General features: G+C 60.4%; 18 protein-coding genes and 2 pseudogenes. 8 read left to right on the top strand and 12 right to left on the bottom strand.

Going from position 1 to position 16,410, the window contains the following annotated elements:
- Positions 1 to 12 precede the first annotated feature (12 nt).
- Positions 13 to 804: an SDR family oxidoreductase gene (locus NKI68_RS00260; protein WP_254544683.1), complete on the bottom strand. Its 792-nt coding sequence runs from the start codon at positions 802 to 804 to the stop codon at positions 13 to 15.
- A gap of 139 nt (positions 805 to 943) precedes the next feature.
- On the opposite strand from NKI68_RS00260, the pseudogene NKI68_RS00255 reads away from it, so the two are divergent.
- Positions 944 to 1,577: pseudogene (locus NKI68_RS00255) on the top strand (IS6 family transposase); the annotation flags it as partial.
- Positions 1,578 to 1,648: 71 nt separating this feature from the next.
- Here NKI68_RS00255 and NKI68_RS00250 read toward each other — a convergent pair.
- Positions 1,649 to 2,692, bottom strand: a complete 1,044-nt coding sequence (locus NKI68_RS00250; protein ID WP_368410891.1) for a zinc-dependent alcohol dehydrogenase — start codon at positions 2,690 to 2,692, stop codon at positions 1,649 to 1,651.
- Positions 2,693 to 4,525: 1,833 nt separating this feature from the next.
- Between NKI68_RS00250 and NKI68_RS00245 the strand changes: the two genes are divergently transcribed.
- Complete coding sequence (locus NKI68_RS00245) at positions 4,526 to 4,819, top strand: PadR family transcriptional regulator (RefSeq protein WP_254546453.1); 294 nt, start codon at positions 4,526 to 4,528, stop codon at positions 4,817 to 4,819.
- 582 nt (positions 4,820 to 5,401) lie between these two features.
- Positions 5,402 to 5,695, top strand: coding sequence for a PadR family transcriptional regulator (locus tag NKI68_RS00240; RefSeq protein ID WP_254544680.1), 294 nt, complete (start codon positions 5,402 to 5,404; stop codon positions 5,693 to 5,695).
- Between the two features lie 118 nt (positions 5,696 to 5,813).
- On the opposite strand, the gene NKI68_RS00235 is transcribed toward NKI68_RS00240, so the two are convergent.
- A complete protein-coding gene (locus NKI68_RS00235; protein ID WP_254544678.1) occupies positions 5,814 to 6,020 on the bottom strand; it encodes a homing endonuclease associated repeat-containing protein in 207 nt (68 codons plus the stop codon).
- 152 nt (positions 6,021 to 6,172) lie between these two features.
- Here NKI68_RS00235 and NKI68_RS00230 point away from each other — a divergent pair, with 152 nt between their 5' ends.
- Positions 6,173 to 6,475: a hypothetical protein gene (locus tag NKI68_RS00230; RefSeq protein WP_254544677.1), complete on the top strand. Its 303-nt coding sequence runs from the start codon at positions 6,173 to 6,175 to the stop codon at positions 6,473 to 6,475.
- A 34-nt stretch (positions 6,476 to 6,509) separates the two neighbouring features.
- Here the strand turns inward: NKI68_RS00230 and NKI68_RS00225 are convergent, their stop codons facing one another.
- Positions 6,510 to 7,412: a DMT family transporter gene (locus tag NKI68_RS00225; protein WP_254544676.1), complete on the bottom strand. Its 903-nt coding sequence runs from the start codon at positions 7,410 to 7,412 to the stop codon at positions 6,510 to 6,512.
- 743 nt (positions 7,413 to 8,155) lie between these two features.
- On the opposite strand from NKI68_RS00225, the gene NKI68_RS00220 reads away from it, so the two are divergent.
- Positions 8,156 to 8,611: a peroxiredoxin gene (locus NKI68_RS00220; protein ID WP_254544675.1), complete on the top strand. Its 456-nt coding sequence runs from the start codon at positions 8,156 to 8,158 to the stop codon at positions 8,609 to 8,611.
- A gap of 293 nt (positions 8,612 to 8,904) precedes the next feature.
- Here NKI68_RS00220 and NKI68_RS00215 read toward each other — a convergent pair whose 3' ends face one another.
- On the bottom strand, positions 8,905 to 9,918 hold the full coding sequence (locus NKI68_RS00215) for an alcohol dehydrogenase catalytic domain-containing protein (RefSeq protein WP_254544673.1): 1,014 nt from the start codon (positions 9,916 to 9,918) through the stop codon (positions 8,905 to 8,907).
- On the opposite strand from NKI68_RS00215, the gene NKI68_RS23880 reads away from it, so the two are divergent.
- A complete protein-coding gene (locus tag NKI68_RS23880) occupies positions 9,906 to 10,202 on the top strand; it encodes a DUF7344 domain-containing protein (RefSeq protein ID WP_438267804.1) in 297 nt (98 codons plus the stop codon). The genes NKI68_RS00215 and NKI68_RS23880 overlap by 13 nt on opposite strands.
- Positions 10,203 to 10,207: 5 nt before the next feature.
- On the opposite strand, the gene NKI68_RS00210 is transcribed toward NKI68_RS23880, so the two are convergent.
- A complete protein-coding gene (locus tag NKI68_RS00210) occupies positions 10,208 to 10,492 on the bottom strand; it encodes a HalOD1 output domain-containing protein (RefSeq protein ID WP_254544672.1) in 285 nt (94 codons plus the stop codon).
- A gap of 327 nt (positions 10,493 to 10,819) precedes the next feature.
- Here NKI68_RS00210 and NKI68_RS00205 point away from each other — a divergent pair, with 327 nt between their 5' ends.
- Positions 10,820 to 11,191: a DUF7344 domain-containing protein gene (locus tag NKI68_RS00205; RefSeq protein ID WP_254544671.1), complete on the top strand. Its 372-nt coding sequence runs from the start codon at positions 10,820 to 10,822 to the stop codon at positions 11,189 to 11,191.
- Between the two features lie 26 nt (positions 11,192 to 11,217).
- On the opposite strand, the gene ddfA is transcribed toward NKI68_RS00205, so the two are convergent.
- The gene (gene ddfA, locus NKI68_RS00200) at positions 11,218 to 11,547 is read right to left on the bottom strand and encodes a DdfA family disk-determining factor (protein ID WP_254544670.1); all 330 of its coding nucleotides are present in this window, start codon (positions 11,545 to 11,547) and stop codon (positions 11,218 to 11,220) included.
- Between the two features lie 861 nt (positions 11,548 to 12,408).
- Here ddfA and NKI68_RS00195 point away from each other — a divergent pair.
- Positions 12,409 to 13,065, top strand: coding sequence for a hypothetical protein (locus NKI68_RS00195; protein ID WP_254544668.1), 657 nt, complete (start codon positions 12,409 to 12,411; stop codon positions 13,063 to 13,065).
- A gap of 110 nt (positions 13,066 to 13,175) precedes the next feature.
- On the opposite strand, the gene NKI68_RS00190 is transcribed toward NKI68_RS00195, so the two are convergent.
- From NKI68_RS00190 to NKI68_RS00170, 5 genes and pseudogenes are all read right to left on the bottom strand, one after another.
- On the bottom strand, positions 13,176 to 13,433 hold the full coding sequence (locus NKI68_RS00190; protein WP_254544666.1) for a hypothetical protein: 258 nt from the start codon (positions 13,431 to 13,433) through the stop codon (positions 13,176 to 13,178).
- Between the two features lie 1,040 nt (positions 13,434 to 14,473).
- Positions 14,474 to 15,004 (bottom strand): site-specific integrase, encoded by a 531-nt coding sequence (locus tag NKI68_RS00185; protein ID WP_254544665.1) that lies wholly within the window; start codon positions 15,002 to 15,004, stop codon positions 14,474 to 14,476.
- Between the two features lie 647 nt (positions 15,005 to 15,651).
- Positions 15,652 to 15,840 (bottom strand): annotated as a pseudogene (locus NKI68_RS00180) (hypothetical protein); the annotation flags it as partial.
- Positions 15,841 to 15,860: 20 nt separating this feature from the next.
- Positions 15,861 to 15,959, bottom strand: coding sequence for a TRAM domain-containing protein (locus NKI68_RS00175; RefSeq protein ID WP_254544664.1), 99 nt, complete (start codon positions 15,957 to 15,959; stop codon positions 15,861 to 15,863).
- 58 nt (positions 15,960 to 16,017) lie between these two features.
- The gene (locus tag NKI68_RS00170) at positions 16,018 to 16,185 is read right to left on the bottom strand and encodes a hypothetical protein (RefSeq protein ID WP_254544662.1); all 168 of its coding nucleotides are present in this window, start codon (positions 16,183 to 16,185) and stop codon (positions 16,018 to 16,020) included.
- Positions 16,186 to 16,410 lie beyond the last annotated feature (225 nt).

The following is a 16,410-nucleotide window of genomic DNA, read 5'->3' as shown; positions in this document are numbered from 1 at the left end:
CCGACCGTTCGTTCACTCCTCCCAGCCGCCGCCCCAGGTGTTGGTCACGCCGCCGTCGACGACGAGCGACTCGCCGTTGACGAAACTCGACCGCGGCCCGGCGAGAAAGAGTGTCGCGTCTGCGACGTCCTGGGGCTGACCGATTCGACCCAGCGGCGTCGTCCGCTCGTAGGCGGCGGCGGAGTCGCTCCCGATGACCCCGAGATCGTCGGCGCTCATGCTCGTCTCGACGAGTCCCGGGTGGACGGCGTTCACGCGGATGTCGTACCGCCCGAGGGCGTCGGCCAGCGCGTAGGTCATCAGCCGAACGGCACCCTTGGAGGTGCAGTACCGGACGCCGTCGCCGCGGCCGGTGAGCCCTGAGATGCTCGAGATGTTGACGATGGATCCGCCGCGGCCGTGGTCGACCATCTTGCGCGCGGCGGCCTGCGCGCCGAAGAAGACGCCCTTCGAGTTGACGTCCATCAACTGTTCGTACTCGGCCTCCTTCGTCTCCAGGAAGTCGCTGCTGTGGGTGATGCCCGCGTTGTTCACCATGACGGTGACGCCGCCGAACTCGTCGGCGACGTCGACCGCGCCCCGGAGGTTCTCGACGTCGGTGACGTCGCACTCGACGAACCGAGCGTTTCCGCCCTCGTCCCCGATGCGTTCGTGAGTCGGTGTCCCGCCCTCCCGCGGGTCCTCGCGGAGGTCCGCGACGACGACGTCGGCGCCGTGTTCGGCCAACGTCAACGAGATTTGTCGTCCGTTACCGCTCGAACCGCCGGTGACGACTGCGACATCGCCAGCTAACAAGTCGCTCATGCTACCTCGTTACGAAACGTCTGCGCCGAGCAGTATAATAGTTTCTTCGGCACTGTCTAGTTGAGCCAGTTTAAGAAGTGAGCAGATCGTTGAGTGAGTGGTCATGTCGCTCGCGGACCTGCTCAGCGAGAGCTGAGGCGTGGATTCTGGAGAATCGTGGGAGAACGATCGGACGGCGATTGCGTCAGGGCGTTCGCCGTCCGGCTCCATCAGATCGAGTGTTCGCTTCGGGAGACAATAGCGACCGTAGCTGAATTAGGCGTTGAACGCTCGCGTGGAGCGGTTTGGAATGAGGTGCGTCGGCTGACTGACAGCGGATGCGACCCACCCGAGGCGCAGCCGAAGCGGATCGCTGTTGACGAAACCACTGTCAAGGTCAATGGCGAGTGGTCGTGGTTGTACGCTGCAATAGACACCGAGACGAAGCTGATTCTCGATGTCGTGTTGTTTGGTCGGTGCGGTGCCGATCCAGCGGCTGCGTTTCTCCATCGACTTAAGGAGACATATGAACTCTCTGAGGCTGAGTTTCTCGTCGACCAATTCGGTTATCGGACTGCCCTCTCTCGGTTAGGTCTGAGCGGTCGGGTCAGCTATACCGAGCGAAACCTGATCGAAAAGCGGTTTCACACGCTCAAAATTCGCGTCGATCGCTTCCGTAATTCATGGGTTGGCAGTCGGGGGGCGTCCGTAAGTGGCTTGAACAGTTTCTGCACTACTACAACCGTCAGCGACCCCACCGAACTCTCGATGGAAAGACGCCGATCGAGGAGGTGCAGCACTCGACAGTGCCGACTATCGAAAAGCCTCCGTTGGTCACAGGATGCGGCGTGCGTGGCTCGCCGTGTTACTCGTGAAGTTCGGAGACGTCGAAGACTGGCTTCACCGTCTCCCCGGCGATGAACGCCTCGAACGCTTCGTCGGGGTCGAGCAGCGAGAACCGGTCGTCGATGAACGTCCGTGCGTCGACGTCGCCGGACCGAATCAAGCGGAGGGACCGCTCGAAATCCTCGTACATCGACGCGTACGAGCACTGTAGGTCGATCTCCGCGCGAACGAGCGGCGAGTACGGCATCGTGGTCTCGCCGGTCTGTCCGACGAGCACGATCTGGCCGCCCTTCCGAACCTCGTCCACGGCGGTCGTGAGCCCCGAGGGGTGACCGGTAGTGTCGAACACGGCGTCGTAGCCCACGCTATCGGTCAAGTCCCTCCGCCGTGCCTCCATGTCGTCATCGGCGACGTTGATGGTCTCGAAACCGAGTTCGCGGGCGAGCGGGAGGCGGCACTTCGTGTCCTGGCCGACGCCGGATACGGCGACGGTTCCGCCCTGCACGCGAGCGATCTGGGCAGTTAGAAGCCCGATCGGACCGGGGCCTTCGACCAGGACTCGGTCGCCTGGCTCGACTCGCGAGTTCTGGATGACGGCGCGTGCCGCGATGCTCGTAGGTTCCACCATGGCGGCGTGTTTCTGAGGGACGTCGTCGGGGACGGGGTGGAGGGCGTCCGCCGGGACCGTGAGGAACTGTTCGTATGCGCCATCGTGGTCGACACCCGTGATGACGGCGTTCTGGCAGACGTTCGACTCGCCGACTCGACACTGGTAGCAGGCGCCACAGCCACGGATCGGTCGTTCGACGACGCGGTCGCCCACTGCGTAGTTCTGTACGTTCGAGCCCACTTCGACGACGCGGCCCGCGTACTCGTGGCCGATGACGGTCGGGAGGTCCATCCGCTCGAACGCGGACTCGAACTCGTAGATACCCGCATCACTGCCACAGAGTCCAGCGTAGTCGACCTCGACGAGCGCTTCGTCGGCCGCAGGTTCCGGTCGTTCACGCTTGACAAGTTCCATAGCGCCCCGGCTGCGACTAGCCTTGACTAATCCCCTCATGAGATGGAATCGATATGGTTGTTAATAACTCTATGGGACGTCTACGGGGGCACTGTTCAGATTAGCTGGTTCCAGCAAACTGCAAATGTTTGCAACCATGTTTCGGCGAGCGCTCTCGTGAAGTAGATCATTAGTGACGATCCCATCCTGTGAATCGGGTTGGTAGATCCTCCCGTTCGACCGACCGCGCTCCTGTTCTGGAGAGCCTTCTCATCGAGTCCATCTACAGGAAAACCGACGGACGGCTCTTTACCAACAATGTTCTACGCAAGAGCGAAGGTAATAGACGTACCCACCATTATTTGATAGATATTCGCAACCGTATGGCGCTCTCACGGACCATCCTTTATGGCGAATTCCTGAGCAACTTGTAACTCCCGGAAAAAACGAGCGAAAAACAATTCGGTCAGCGCGACTTCCTGCACGTGACTTTTCTCCCCCAAAAATGGACACCGTGCGGTGATACCGCTGTGACTTCTCGGCCTGGGATTATCGCCCGGTCGGTCGCGTTCACACGCTCCAAGAGACGGTGGAGTGAGCGGCGATGTATACTGGTCAGTCGGACACTCCTTGCAAGATAGTATTAATATTAATTGCTCGATTACTTGGAGGGGCGACGTTTCTGGGGGCGTACATCGACAGGTCAGTGTCAACGCTACAGACGTGGCACGTGACGCTGGATTCGTTGCGGGAACGGCTGCTGCGCGTCTCCCGAGAAATCCGGCGTCTAAACGCTGTTTCGTCCTGCGCCTACTGTTCGGCTACCGGACAACGGAGGACTCGAGATCGCTTAGGTAATAAACGCTGGACGGTGGATGTCGCACGGTCATCGTAACGTCGTCCGCTCAAGTGGTATCTCCCTCATATACGTACGGAGTTAGTCGCTGATCGGACTGGCCGTCGATCCATTTCGGGTACGGACCGCCCGCTCGTTGGCGTCAATCCGTGATATCCGACTGCCCGAACGGATAGCACTCACTGCGCGTATGTTACGAAATGAGAGCGTCCTGGGGTTCAGTAGCGTGCGGGGGATAGATCCATCTACTCACGTCCGTTCCCTTCACACAGGCCCCCGAAACGGCCGTATCGACAGGTAGACCGCTACGATCACCTAGGGGTCGCGGTTCCAGTGTCGCACGGCGTATTGGATACCGCTCAACTCGTAATTGTGTGGAAGACGCTACTCCGTGGCTTGCGTGGTGTCCGCTACTGGTATCAGGTACCGCCTTCGCCGACGCGGCGACTGTTTTTCGAGTAATTAGTTCCAACGATATTCGCGGTTGATCACTGTCGTGAGCCGAATCTACCGACAGGAACACGACGTGATATATGCAACGCGTCTTTCACTGACCACAAAGCAGATGCCAGGCAGGGCGAAACGGCAGGCGTCGGCAGTCAGGGATCGGACGGACACCGATACGAGCCGTCACGATCCCTCAGCATGCCCCGAGGGAGTTGACGACTGGTCCCCTGACTCTCTCGGAGTCCGCCGTGCCATGGTGATTCCCGCGCCCGGTCATTGACTCACCCCCGATCGCGGCTCCCCGATGGGGCTGCCGACGTGCCCTCCGCTCCTGCGTCGACGTGTGATACGGCGCAGGTACCGTGAAATATCGTCGTACCACCAATGAGTCCTCGTTGAGTGATCATTCGAGCCAGAGGAAACTCCGGTTAGCGCCCGTCATACACCGGTCATAGAATCTCTTCGTTCATGTTTGGTGTGTAAGCGAGACGCTTGCCATCGTTGTGCGGGGCAACGATCTGGGAGGACCCGTATCCCCTGCGTAACAATATCCTCGTCTCAATACTAGGTGCATGTGAACGCACATGACACTGTTTGACCTCACTGGGTTCCAGCGTGACTTGCTGTACGTGATTGCGGGCTTCGACCAGCCCTCTGGCCAGGAGATCAAAACCGAGCTGGAAGCGCAGATCGACCGCGAGATCACCCACGGCCGCTTGTACCCCAATCTCGATACGCTCGTCAATCAGGGCTACGTCGAGAAAGGCCAGCTCGATCGGCGCACCAACTGGTATGCGCTCTCTGAAAAAGGCCGGGAAGCCCTTGCTGCACGCCACGAGTGGGAAGACTCCTATCTCCCGTTTGAAACGGCCACCCCGACATAACCAGCCGCCCAGCTCTGGCCAAGAGAAGGTCCGAAGGAACTCGCTCGCGGCTCGACAGGGAGTCAGAGCAGTGGCGCTATCGCTCTCGGCACTGAGTGATGGGGAGTGCCCGGCTCAGCCTCTCAACTGGCTGATGAGCCGTCCAGAGCCATCGTCTGTGACGTGACCATCATGGCCACCAATCTTTATTACAGAAGATATATTCACGATTTAATTAGAACCACCTAACTACGAGCAGGCGGATATGCGAACGGGGCTGCTGCAATTCGGATCCAGAGGGGGCGATATTTCCCGAGCATCCCCACGATGCGCTGTAACGCACCCTCCTCCCCACCTGTGTCTCGGACGAAGACCCACAGCAGTGAGTCCGCGGTTTGCGTACGACACGGCCGCAGCGAGCGACCAACCGGGGGTTGACGAGAAGGCCAGCTACGAGCGGGTTAGCCTTCTCACAGCTCGCTGCTCCATCTGAGCGCCGCTCAGCGGCGCTCGATGGCTTGGCTGTCGCAGGTCGTACTCCTCGTGGGCTGCCTGGCCAAAGCGTGTATGTTTAGGTAGGAGAGGAGAGTCACATCCAACGCAATGTACGACCTGACCGGCTTTCAACGCGATCTGTTGTACGTCATCACCGGCCTCGGCGAGCCACACGGTCTCGCCATCAAAGCCGACCTCGAAGACTACTACGAAACCGAAATCCATCACGGGCGATTGTATCCCAACCTCGACGTGCTCGTCGAGAAAGGCCTCGTCGAGAAGTCCGAAAAAGACCGCCGCACCAACGAATATTCGGTGACCCGGCGGGGCCGGCGCGAACTCGCGGATCGTGCCGACTGGATCGCCCAGTACGTCGATGACGGTGCGTTACACTCCGTCTGAACTCCGGTAGCGACAGCACCTTGCCGACGAACGGCGGTGGCTCTCCCTGACGCCCGTATAGCCAGCATCCGGCAGGCGCACCGTCAGTTGGTCAGCGGTGGCGACGGCACTCGAGAGCTTACTGTGCGTCAGCGGGCAACCGGCCCGTCTCGCACCACTCTCGATAGGCGGTTTCGACGTAGCGCCAATTGCCATCGAAGCGCTTGTAGTAGGTGTTGACGCTGTGGGCACCGTCGCGAATCACGTCGTTGGCGCGGGGGAGCCGGCCGAGGTCGTCTTCGAGGCGCTTGAGATCGATGAACAGGTCGAGCGTCGTCAGAGCCATCGCGTATGTTCCGTAGTGGATGGACAATAGAAATGCATAGTGGCTACATGGAATGAATAGATCAGTCGGAGAAATAAATCCGCCGAGAGGCACTCTCGATCTCGAGGCGCGATAGTGCGAAAAGTTATCATGACACGTGAAGAAGGGGAGCTATGGAGCGCGGGACGGAGTACGAGGAACGCGCCATCTGCCAGCGCTGGCAGACACTCGAGCATCAGCGCCGACAGGCCGACCGCCTCGCCCTCGGGATCGGCCTCCTGCTGGTCGGCGTGGTGAGCACCTCGCTCGGCCTGCTCGCTCCACTGCAGGCGTGTATCGTGGGCGGGACGCGAACGCTCGACTGTGCGCCCGCGCTCGTTTCACCGCTCACGCAACTCGGCTTCACTGCCGGGGGTGGAGCGATGGGTTGTGTGGGGATCGTCTTATGCTGGTTGGCGCTCAGCGAGCGCAACTAAGCGCCCAGACGGCTCACGCGCAGTCACGGACCGCTCAGTGATGCAAATGCTGTGTGAGCGTTCGAGCCTTCAGCAGTGCGAATCCGGCGAAGATGACGAGGAAGCCAGCGATGGTCGCGAGGGTGATCGTCTCGTCGAGCAGCGCCCAGCCAAGGACCGTCGTTACCACGGGAATGAAGTAGTTGATGAGATTCGTCTGGATCGCTCCCGCCTCAGCGAGTAACTCGAAGTACGCGGTGTAGGCAATCGCGCCAGCAAATACGCTCACGTAGCCAAGGGCGACGATGGCGCCAGGCGTCCACTGGACAGCCCCGAGCGATTCCCCGGCAGCGAGACTCGCGAGATGCAACGTGACGCCGCCGAGCGGGAGGGCCCAGGCGGTGACCACGACGCTCGGGAGGGTGGCGTCGGCACGCCGGATGAGGACCGAACCGAGGGCGACGCTCACCGCTCCACAGAGCAAGATGAGCTGGCCAGTCGCGCCGCCAGCGAGTAGGCGGGTTGGCTGGGGCTGGACGACGAGGCCGACGCCGCAGAGGCCTACAAGAAGGCCGCCAGCGCCACGGAGCGAGAGCGATTCGTCGCTCAGCAATGCGACGGCGAAGAGGGGTGTCAGGACAGGGGCGAGACTGAAGACGATCGCCGCCACTGCACTCGTGGTGTACTGCTGCCCGACGAACAACAGTGCGTTGCTCAGGCCGAGGGCGGGAATCCCGGTGATGAGGATTGCTGTGATGTCACGGCGAGTCCGCGGGCGCCAGTCATCACGAGCGAGGATGACGTACGCGAGGAGGAGTGCGCCCGCGATATCGAAGCGGAGGGCCACAAATGTGAGCGGTGGGAAGTAGGCGAGGCCTGCGCGAACGGCGACGAACGTGCCTCCGAAGAGGATCCCAGCGAGAACGAATAATCCGAGCTGGCGAGCGCGCGTGGTCACATCCCCAGGCTACGATCGCCGCTCCGATAACAACCGTGGTGTCGTGTCCAAGCATCGCCGTGGGAGATCTCCCGACCACTGACTCGTCCGAGAGAATGGCCACGTACTGCCGCTAGATGCTGCACAGTGAGCACAAGCTATCGAGTGACTCCGAGTATTTACGGCAGGTGGCAGGCGAGTGTACGCTCGAATCGCAGGATAGTGATCAACGGGGTAGAGGTATACACGTGACTTGCTCCTGCTGCCGCTCTCGTTTTGCCGATCGTGCACGTATTGTCGATCGATTCGCCATGAAAGCCACCCGACTGCAACTCGAATGTCCCGTCTGCAAAGACGAGGTGTCTGGAGAGATCCGAACCCATTTCATGGTCTCTCATACGAAACAGGAGCTCGTGAACCTCCTCGTTACGTATACCGAAGAGATCCACGAACCCGACTTCACTGTTCGGTGAGGCTGATCGGTCACTCGATGGCTATATTAGCTCTGACTCAACGTTCCTTTTACTGTTGATACACCCTGCTACCATCGGTGGATACTCACACCCACTAACCGCGGAGCGGATAGGCTGCGGGTCGATTCGTGCCAATTTTGTCGGATACTCAGATAGACACTCCCTGCCGCCGGACGCAGAATCCCCCACTGGTGAAGCGACATCAATCGACCGACCGCCTCACTCCGTCGGGATCGTCGGTGGTACTCGCCCGGACGAACGGTTTTCCATACGCCACGTGTACTGGGAGCTATGCCACTCGAGCCAGGCGATCCCGCGCCGCAGGTCTCGGCACCCAATCAGCACGGCACGCAACTCACCGTGGCGTTCGACGAGCCGACGGTCGTCTACTTCTATCCCGCGGACGACACGCCGGGATGTACGACGGAGGCGACGGAGTTTACGAAGGAACAGGGGACGTATCGCGATGCAGGAGTCTCGGTCTACGGAGTGTCGGCCGACGATGTCGATTCGCACGCTGCGTTCGTCGAGCGCCACGACATTGGCTTCGACCTACTCGCAGACCCAGATGGCGAAATCGCGGCGGCGTTCGATGTCGAACGGCGAGCGAGTGGCGAGACCGAGCGGACGACGTTCGTCGTCGTTGACGGAGAGGTCTATGCTGTCTACACGGACGTTACGCCGAAGGGCCACGCTCGCGAGGTCCTCGGTGACCTGCTCGACGATGGAATGGTCGACCTCGAGTGAGCACAGACTCGGCGATCGACGGGCCCGGGTCGCTCAACGGCTGTCTCCTCGACCGAGCTGGCAGGGGACAACCTACGGTGCGTCCCCACCGAGAAGACAAGTGGTGAAAGACCGAGGCGCCAAGAACGCCGTTCTCGGTCATCGTTGCGACGAGTTTCGGGAGGTGGTGGCGAGAGCGCGCCGAAGAATCCGGCTTGATTCGCTCGGTGTTCGTTCTCTACGTATCTTGGATGAATCGGGTCACTACACGCGCCGAGGGGATCGTGCGATGCGACACGCCCGAGGGCCGTCAGTCAGGGTTGGATAACCAGCTTCCCGAAGGCGTCGCGCCGTTGCATGTCCGCGAACGCCGTGCCCGTTTCCTCGAGCGGATAGGTCGCGTCCACCGGCGGCTCGAACGCCCCCGCCGCGATCAGCCGAACCAGGCGTTCGAGGTCGTCCTGGGTGCCCATCGTACTCCCGATGATCCGCTGGTGAGAGAGAAACAGCTGTGGGACGTCGAAGGCCGATCGATCGCCCGCAGTTCGTCCACAGATCACCATTCGCCCGCCACGACGCAGCACGTCGAGCCCTAGTTCGGTGAATTCCCCGCCGAGATGGTTGAGCACGGCGTCAGGCGCGCTGAGCTCCCCCAGGGCCATCGCGATCTCCTCAGGATCGCCCGCTTCGATCACGTGACCTGCGCCGAGATCCCGCAATCGCGCCGCCTTTGCCGACGAGGTCGTCGTCCCCACGGAACGCGCGCCGAGCGTATCGATCAGTTGGACGGCGGCGACGCCGACGCCGCCGGTCGCTCCCGGGACGAACACGAGGTCGCCCGGTGCGGTCTCGGCGCGTCGGAGCATGTGGTAGGCCGTCATGTACGCCGTGGGGATCGCCGCCGCGATCGTCGCGTCCACCGCGTCGGGGAGGGGAACTAAGCGATCTACGTCGACGAGTGCGCGTTCCGCGAGGCCACCGTGAAAGAGGCTGTAGCGTTCACACAGGTTCTCCGGCCCCTCGCGGCAGTAACGGCAGACGCCACACGTCTGGTTCGGACAGAGCACGACCCGATCACCGGCTGCGACCGGCGCGTCGTCCCCGCCGACCGCGCTGACGGTGCCGGCGACGTCGAGTCCGGAGACGAACGGCAGTTCGTCGGTGCCGACCATCGCGGAGTCGCCTTCGAGGATCCACAGGTCGTGGCGGTTGATCGAGCACGCCTCGACGTCGATCACGGCCTCGCCGGCACTCGGCGTGGGATCCTCTCGGTCCAATACGGTGACGTCGTCGGGTCCGGTAAATCCGGTGAAGGCTGCGACGCGCATGGGAACGACGATGGTCTCTCACGGAGTATACCTTCGGGTCGCGGGACTCGTGGAGAGCGCGTGATCAGACGGGGCGCATCCAGGACATGCACATCTCGTTGTATCACTGTCACCTCCCGAAGCTGGGCCAGCATGGGATCGTGGATCACAACCGGGAGACAGGGGAAGTAGTGCTCTCGGACGACGGTGAAGCCCTCAAGACGGCCGTGGGGGCCGCTGAGGAGACGCTGAGGCCACTCATGAGGCCATTGAGGACTTCTGCCAATAGGTTGGTCAGCCGATAGACTGTCTACTCTGTGGTATCGGCGTCTGAGGCTCCTCGGGTAATGATCACCGTCTCTCCACCTTCTATCGTTACCTCGTATCCGTTATAGATGAATGAGAAGCGCCCGAAGCCCGAAGACTCACTGAGCGTGTTCAGTGCATCTGGATCTACAGCGTCGGTCAATGGGGGGAGATCAACTATGGGAGAGTCATCAACCAATGTCAGAGCCTCAACAACGGCGGTACTTATGCGCATCCCGGGCTCCACGTCATAGCGGAGAATGAACGTATCGTGGTCCTTGGAGGGCATTTGAAGTAGTAGTACTCCCCGGTTCATCTCCCTTGCTATCCCATATCAATAACGTACTCTGGTACTGGTCCCTTAACGGATGTGGCCTATTGGTTGAACATCTATCTCTACCCACCCGAGAGCCACCGGGAGGCCCACCACACAATCAGAGTGAGTCCCTGTGGAAGTTCAGCGTAGAATGAGTGTCTCCATGTGCCTCCTCTGGCGGCTGGTGATACCGATTACTTCCTGATTGACACTTATATCCTCCCGGTAATGAACGGGTGCAATGTGCAACCAAGGACCCTTTGTGACTTCCTTCCGTACACTTCTACTCAAGGTGGGACAATGAGTGACTGGAACCCAACAATGGACCTTGAGAATGCATTGAACTTGCTCTCTCATCCATACCGGCGTGCCATCCTCTACTGTCTTATAGAGGCTGACGAGTCACTGACACAAGATAAGCTTGCCGCGCAGATCGGCACGTGGCAAGAGTCGGCAGCAGGAGGGCCATCAGAGGAGGTACATCAGCAGATCTGTATACAGTTGTCCCACTGCCACTTACCCAAGTTGGCCGCCGTGAATGTCATTGAGTACGACAAACGACATGGAGATGTCGTGCTGGCGGACAAAGTAGACGACCTTCAGCCACTACTGGACCTCATCCAGCCGGTGGATGACTTCCCGAAGGAGATGTGTGACTGTCCTTGTCAGTGAGTGGTACCCTCACTATCTCTCGGATACTACCCCGAAGTGTTGGCTTCGGCGTCCCAGACCTCTACGGTCTCTTGTTCCACGACTACCTCATACCCGTCGTAGACGAAGCTCACTTCTCCATCTGTTCGTGACTCTCCATCCAGCTGGGGTTTGAACAAATCGTTTAGAGCGTCAGGATCAACCACCTCATGAAGCGGTGGGAGATCCCGAGAGGCTGTATCTGAAGCCTCAGATACCGCTTCTATAACGGCGGTACTCAGTGATGACTCGGACTCTATAGTGTGCTGGCAGGTGAGAGACGGCTCAGGCATGATCGTGCATTCCTCAAAGGCACAGATGCGTAAGTAACCGAGCATGATGATTGTTCCATGACTGTGTATGGTGGATCTATCTTGGGTTACCCTTGAACGAGAGCTACGCGGCCTACTCCTTGGCGGGGTCCCGGAGTTTCCGGGTCACCTGGCCCCTCATATGGGCCATGTACGCCTCCAGTTAGGTATGGCGGTCTGGAAGCCACATCCTCGTAACGGCCATGAGGTCCTGGCGGAGGACAAGCACCCGCGCGGGACGCATGCCTGCTTCCCACTCTTGAAGAAGGGCCTCGGGGGTCACAGAACGGCACCCCCTCTCAAGTAGTTCAAGTACGTGTCTTCAGGCGGACACTGTGTACTGTCACGGCTCTATCCCGTAGGCCAGACCGTCCCAGCCGCTACTTCATCAGTGAGGCGCTTTGTGGGGAAGAGAGCGTCCTCTTAGCATGAAGCCAGCACCCCCGCCTGTGACTTCCCCTCTCTGAGAGAAGCTACAACTACCCGTGGTTCGGACAAGGCCAATAGCTATCATGCCACTCATCCCTTTCTCCCTCGGCGCTCCCCTCTCTCTACGGAGTGCCCTATGGGCCCACGACAACTTCCCCAGTGGTATCAGCCAACCCCCATCTGTGGTTGAGGTCACGAGAACGTCTCTGACCTCCTTCCCGAGATAGATGAGGAAGCACACGAGAGACCTCTGACCCTTCATATCAACTATCTCAACTTTCAAGTGCCCCTGCCCTCACCCCTTCTTTGCCTATCCAATCGGTAGGATTGCAGGACATTAAAATTGCGGCCACCCCCACGCGCCCTTCCTCCTCAGATAGCCCTCTCTCCTCTGAGAACACGCCCCTCTCCGGGGCCTCTCGGAGTGCTATGAGTCACGTGGGTCACCGATCCGTCACGGTGACGATGCAGGGTGGGGAGGTAGATGAGGAGGCCGCCGTAGCGGCCCTCATGCAGGGCGGAGGATTGGAGTACGGAGAGAAGGTAGCGGCGGCTCAAGAGGCCACTCGGGCGTACCTTAGAGACCTCTGGGAGTACCACGGTGGGGCGCAAAGAGTGGCCTGGGAGGAGGGGATGGATGAGGAGGCCGCCCGGGCGCTATACCGCCTCACTCAACTCGTCCGCCATGCCCGGGCTCCCCTCCGGAAGGAAGGAGATGCGTGGCACGCTTCCAGAGGAGGCTTTAACCGGGCCCATGAGATGCTCCGGGACCTGGCCCGAGGGCACGCCCTGCTCTACGGTCGGGAGCGGGTGACGATGGAGGACGTGGAGCTACTGGGGCTGGTAGTCCCCACTACGGTCCCCCTGGACCGCCGTCCGCTGGTCGAGGCCCTGTTGGACCCCGCCCCGGCCAGGGACCACCCGCTTGTCTTCTACGCCGAGGACGTGAAGGACCTCACGGGGGTGAGCACCCCGACCGCCATTACCCGGCTGGAGCAACTGGCCGCGCTTGGGCTTGGAGTGCTTGCCACGGGTCCCCGAGGACGTAAAGAGTTGATCCTCAAGACGAAGGAGTTCATGTGGCCGCTGGAGAGCTTCCCCGGGGGGGAGCAATGACCCTCACCTGGCCCGCCCTCCGGTCTCCCTCCTCTACTCCCGTGAAGGGGACGGAGGATGTGGTGGACGCGCTCAGAGCGGCTCTCCGTGGTCTGGTGGGACGACGGGCATCACTCTCGGACTCCGGGAGGTGGGCCGATGAGTGAGCCATACCCCGAGTTGGAGCGTTGCGTCCGATGCCGCACCCTTGTCCCCGACGGGGCGGGGAGTTCCCCTTCCGCATCACGTTCTCTCTCACGCTGGCGGACGGCACTGAACAGCGCCAGGATCGTAACGACGGCTCCGTTGACACTCAGGAGCCACCCGCCGATGTTCACCGCTATCAGCGTGAGGATGCCGAGGAGGATGCCGAGCATCCTGGGGTCCATGGTGGTATCCCTGGTGGGGAGTACCTTGACTGTTCCTCTCAGGACGAGTATCTCCTTCCTGAGCTAACTGGCTCTTCAGAATGCCCCGTACTGCATCGGAGCGCCATCCGAGGGAAGATTTCTCCTAGAAAGGGACGAAATTGTCCAGGAGGCAAACTGGAGCGTCTCAGCGGGCTCCAATGGGAGCAGGTCCAAAGGTAGTAGACCGTTACTCTTCCTCGGCAGGGGCATCCACATCTTCCCACCCTACCAACTCAAACTCGTCTGAGCCGCACTCACAGACTCCGTTCTCTGTGAGGGGATGATGCTTTCCGTCATCCTGCGTCAATACAACTCGGGAACGTCCGCAGTCAGTACATACTGCTATTTCTCTCCGACTCTCAGGGACCACGCAGTCCTGGAGGTATCACCCAGATATAAACACATCGTCAGATTGGCATTACAATCAGTGCAAAGGTGTCGAAGCGGGAGAGGCTATTGCTATCAGATGAAGGGGGCATCAAGCAAATAGGTCTACGATCAGATCTCACACACCCAGCGCCTATTGGAGGGGAGATACCCCTCGGGAGACACGGAACGCGGGAGGACGCAATCGCGGGGCTCTGAGGATGCTCAACAAAGAGGAGGCCACTTCATGCACGGTCCACTGTTGATAGGCCTCCATCTCTGCTACTACCTCACATGCAATAGATCTGTCTACCCATTACCTAGTCTGTTGGTAGAGGGTGACTGCTCATCCCCTCCCGCCGAGTGTCTTCCGAACATGTCTCCGCCACGCTCCATCCCCACGATGGAACTGGCTTCCCCTCTCTCCTTTCCACTACGGCTCTACCGAGGCGTGTCCTCGGAGACGACTCTGAACTCCTTACTCCCACACGGGCACCTACGATTCGGGCGCATGGAGGCTATCGTCCCATCAGTTCGGATCCGTACTGCCCGCGCTTTGCCGCATCTCTGGCAGACCCCCATGGCTACGTTTTCTTCGGTATTCACATCATGAGAACAAGACCCATCGGCATGAGTGCTACTCAAGAAACATGTTACATCACTAGATGGTGTACATCGGTGGTGAGGCTGTTGTATGAGGGGATGGAGCCGTACTTCAGGGCCGCCTCCCTGATCCGTGAGCGCTCTGCTTTAGTGAGGAAGTCCCGCGGTTGAGTGGCGTTCCCTGCATCGGAGAAGGTGAGTTGTGGCTTCCATGGTTCTCCTCCCTTCTCGTGGACGCGCCATTTGAACAGGCGCTTTAGGGCCTTGACGCATTTGGCTTTGTGGGATGTACTAGTGTCCTGCCCCGCCAACTCCCGGAGATAGCGGTCCGCGTGGTTCCGGATGAGGTCCGTTGTGTATCCCTCCCGCTCCCAGACCCACCGATAGAACTGATCGGTCCGGTAGGCAGTGTTCTTGACCGTGGCATGGGAGTAGCCCTCCGCGTGTTCTGGATCCTTCCCGAACACGCAGAGCCACTCAAGGAGGTCCTCCCGGTGCTCCCTGTAGTCTACGCGCTGGCGGGCATTGAGCCACTTCTTAGAGGGATCTGGGATGATCGGGAGGTCTCTGAGGAGTGTCATAGCTCCCTCTGATTTGTTCGTTTGGCCTTACACGCTCTGAACCGCGCTACGGTATGCGGGTTTTTGACATCCTCCCGGCCCTGAAGGGCGAGGATTCCTCCGTGGGACAGCACGCCGGTCGTGCGTCCCCGTCGGCAACGTCTCGCCTGCCGAACGGGGTCCGGCGAGGCGATACCGGGTGTGTGCGCGATACGTCGGCCCCGCGAGGGGTGTGGCGTATTCGGCGTCCATTCAGACGCGGTACCCGCTTGCACCGGGCATCCCGTCCGTCTCTCCGAGACGGACGGGATGCCCCCGGTCGCAGGGTTCCCCGCGTCCGGGCACGGGCCGTGCCATCGGCCTGCCTGCCCTTCGTGCCACGGTGGGCAGGCACAATCGAGCGAGGGGCGCTTTTTGCCTGCCGTGTCGCCACGGCCTCGGTGACGCCCTTGCGGGAACGGTGTGGTGGCCTTCGTCGTCCGGGCGGACCCCAATCCAACCGCCAGTGTTTGCCCGTTGTGCTTGCCCACGGATACGCTGTCTGGGGGCTTAATACCGGCGGTTGTGGCGGCGTTGTCGGATTCATCCCCGCGCTGAAGCATGGGGCTTTCTCCTTGACTTTCCGTAATAATGGGTGGCTACGTCGCCGGGATAGGCGCTGTAAAGGTTTAGACAGTTGAAGCTATACGGTACTGGGTAGTTAACGACCTCCTTGACCGGGATCGTCCGTTGAGCGAGTGATACGGTCGTTGAAAGTCATAGTATTGCGTGAATTGTCTGAACCACTCGCGGACGCTCGACCGACTGCCCATACACGAAGTGTGGAAGCGGTCGACTCGCATTTTGAGCGTATGAAATCACTTTCGATCTGTCCCCGTTAGCGAACAGTGGCATCACCCACTGGCTCGGCGAACGCCACCGTCTCCTTCACGTCCGTGATCTCCACCCTCACCTGGTCGCCCGGCTGGGTGCCCATGCGACGAGGATGAGGTAGTCTCGGTCACATCCCATTCTGTCGCGGTCGTTGATCCCGTTTAGATAGCGGTGGCCGCGGCTGGAAGGAGTGCAACGCGGTACGAGTCGTCGACGGAGAGCGAGCCGTTCTCGACGAGGTCCGCAGGGATCGGGATGACGTAGCGATCGTCGTGCGCTTCGAGCGTGGTTTCGAACAACGACTGCAGCGAATCGGGAATCTCAGCCATTATCGGACTGATATACTGCAACGCCAAAACGGGCTAGAATTTCGACCGAGTCCTCCAGTGGAGACGCAGCGGCCGACGCAACGATGCACGACCCCGCTCTCCGGGAATCGACACCGCGTTTCCGTTAGAACCCGCTCCGATGTCCCCTGGCCGCGTTACCCTTACCAAACAGGGGAGCGTGCGTGGGATTACCGAGTCACACCGCGAATCTCGATCGGACAGACG

The organism is Halomarina pelagica, from assembly GCF_024228315.1.
In the GTDB taxonomy this organism is placed as follows: Archaea; Halobacteriota; Halobacteria; order Halobacteriales; family Haloarculaceae; genus Halomarina; species Halomarina pelagica.
The sequence above is the reverse complement of the archived record's forward strand: the minus strand, read 5'-3'. Positions and strand labels throughout refer to the sequence as shown.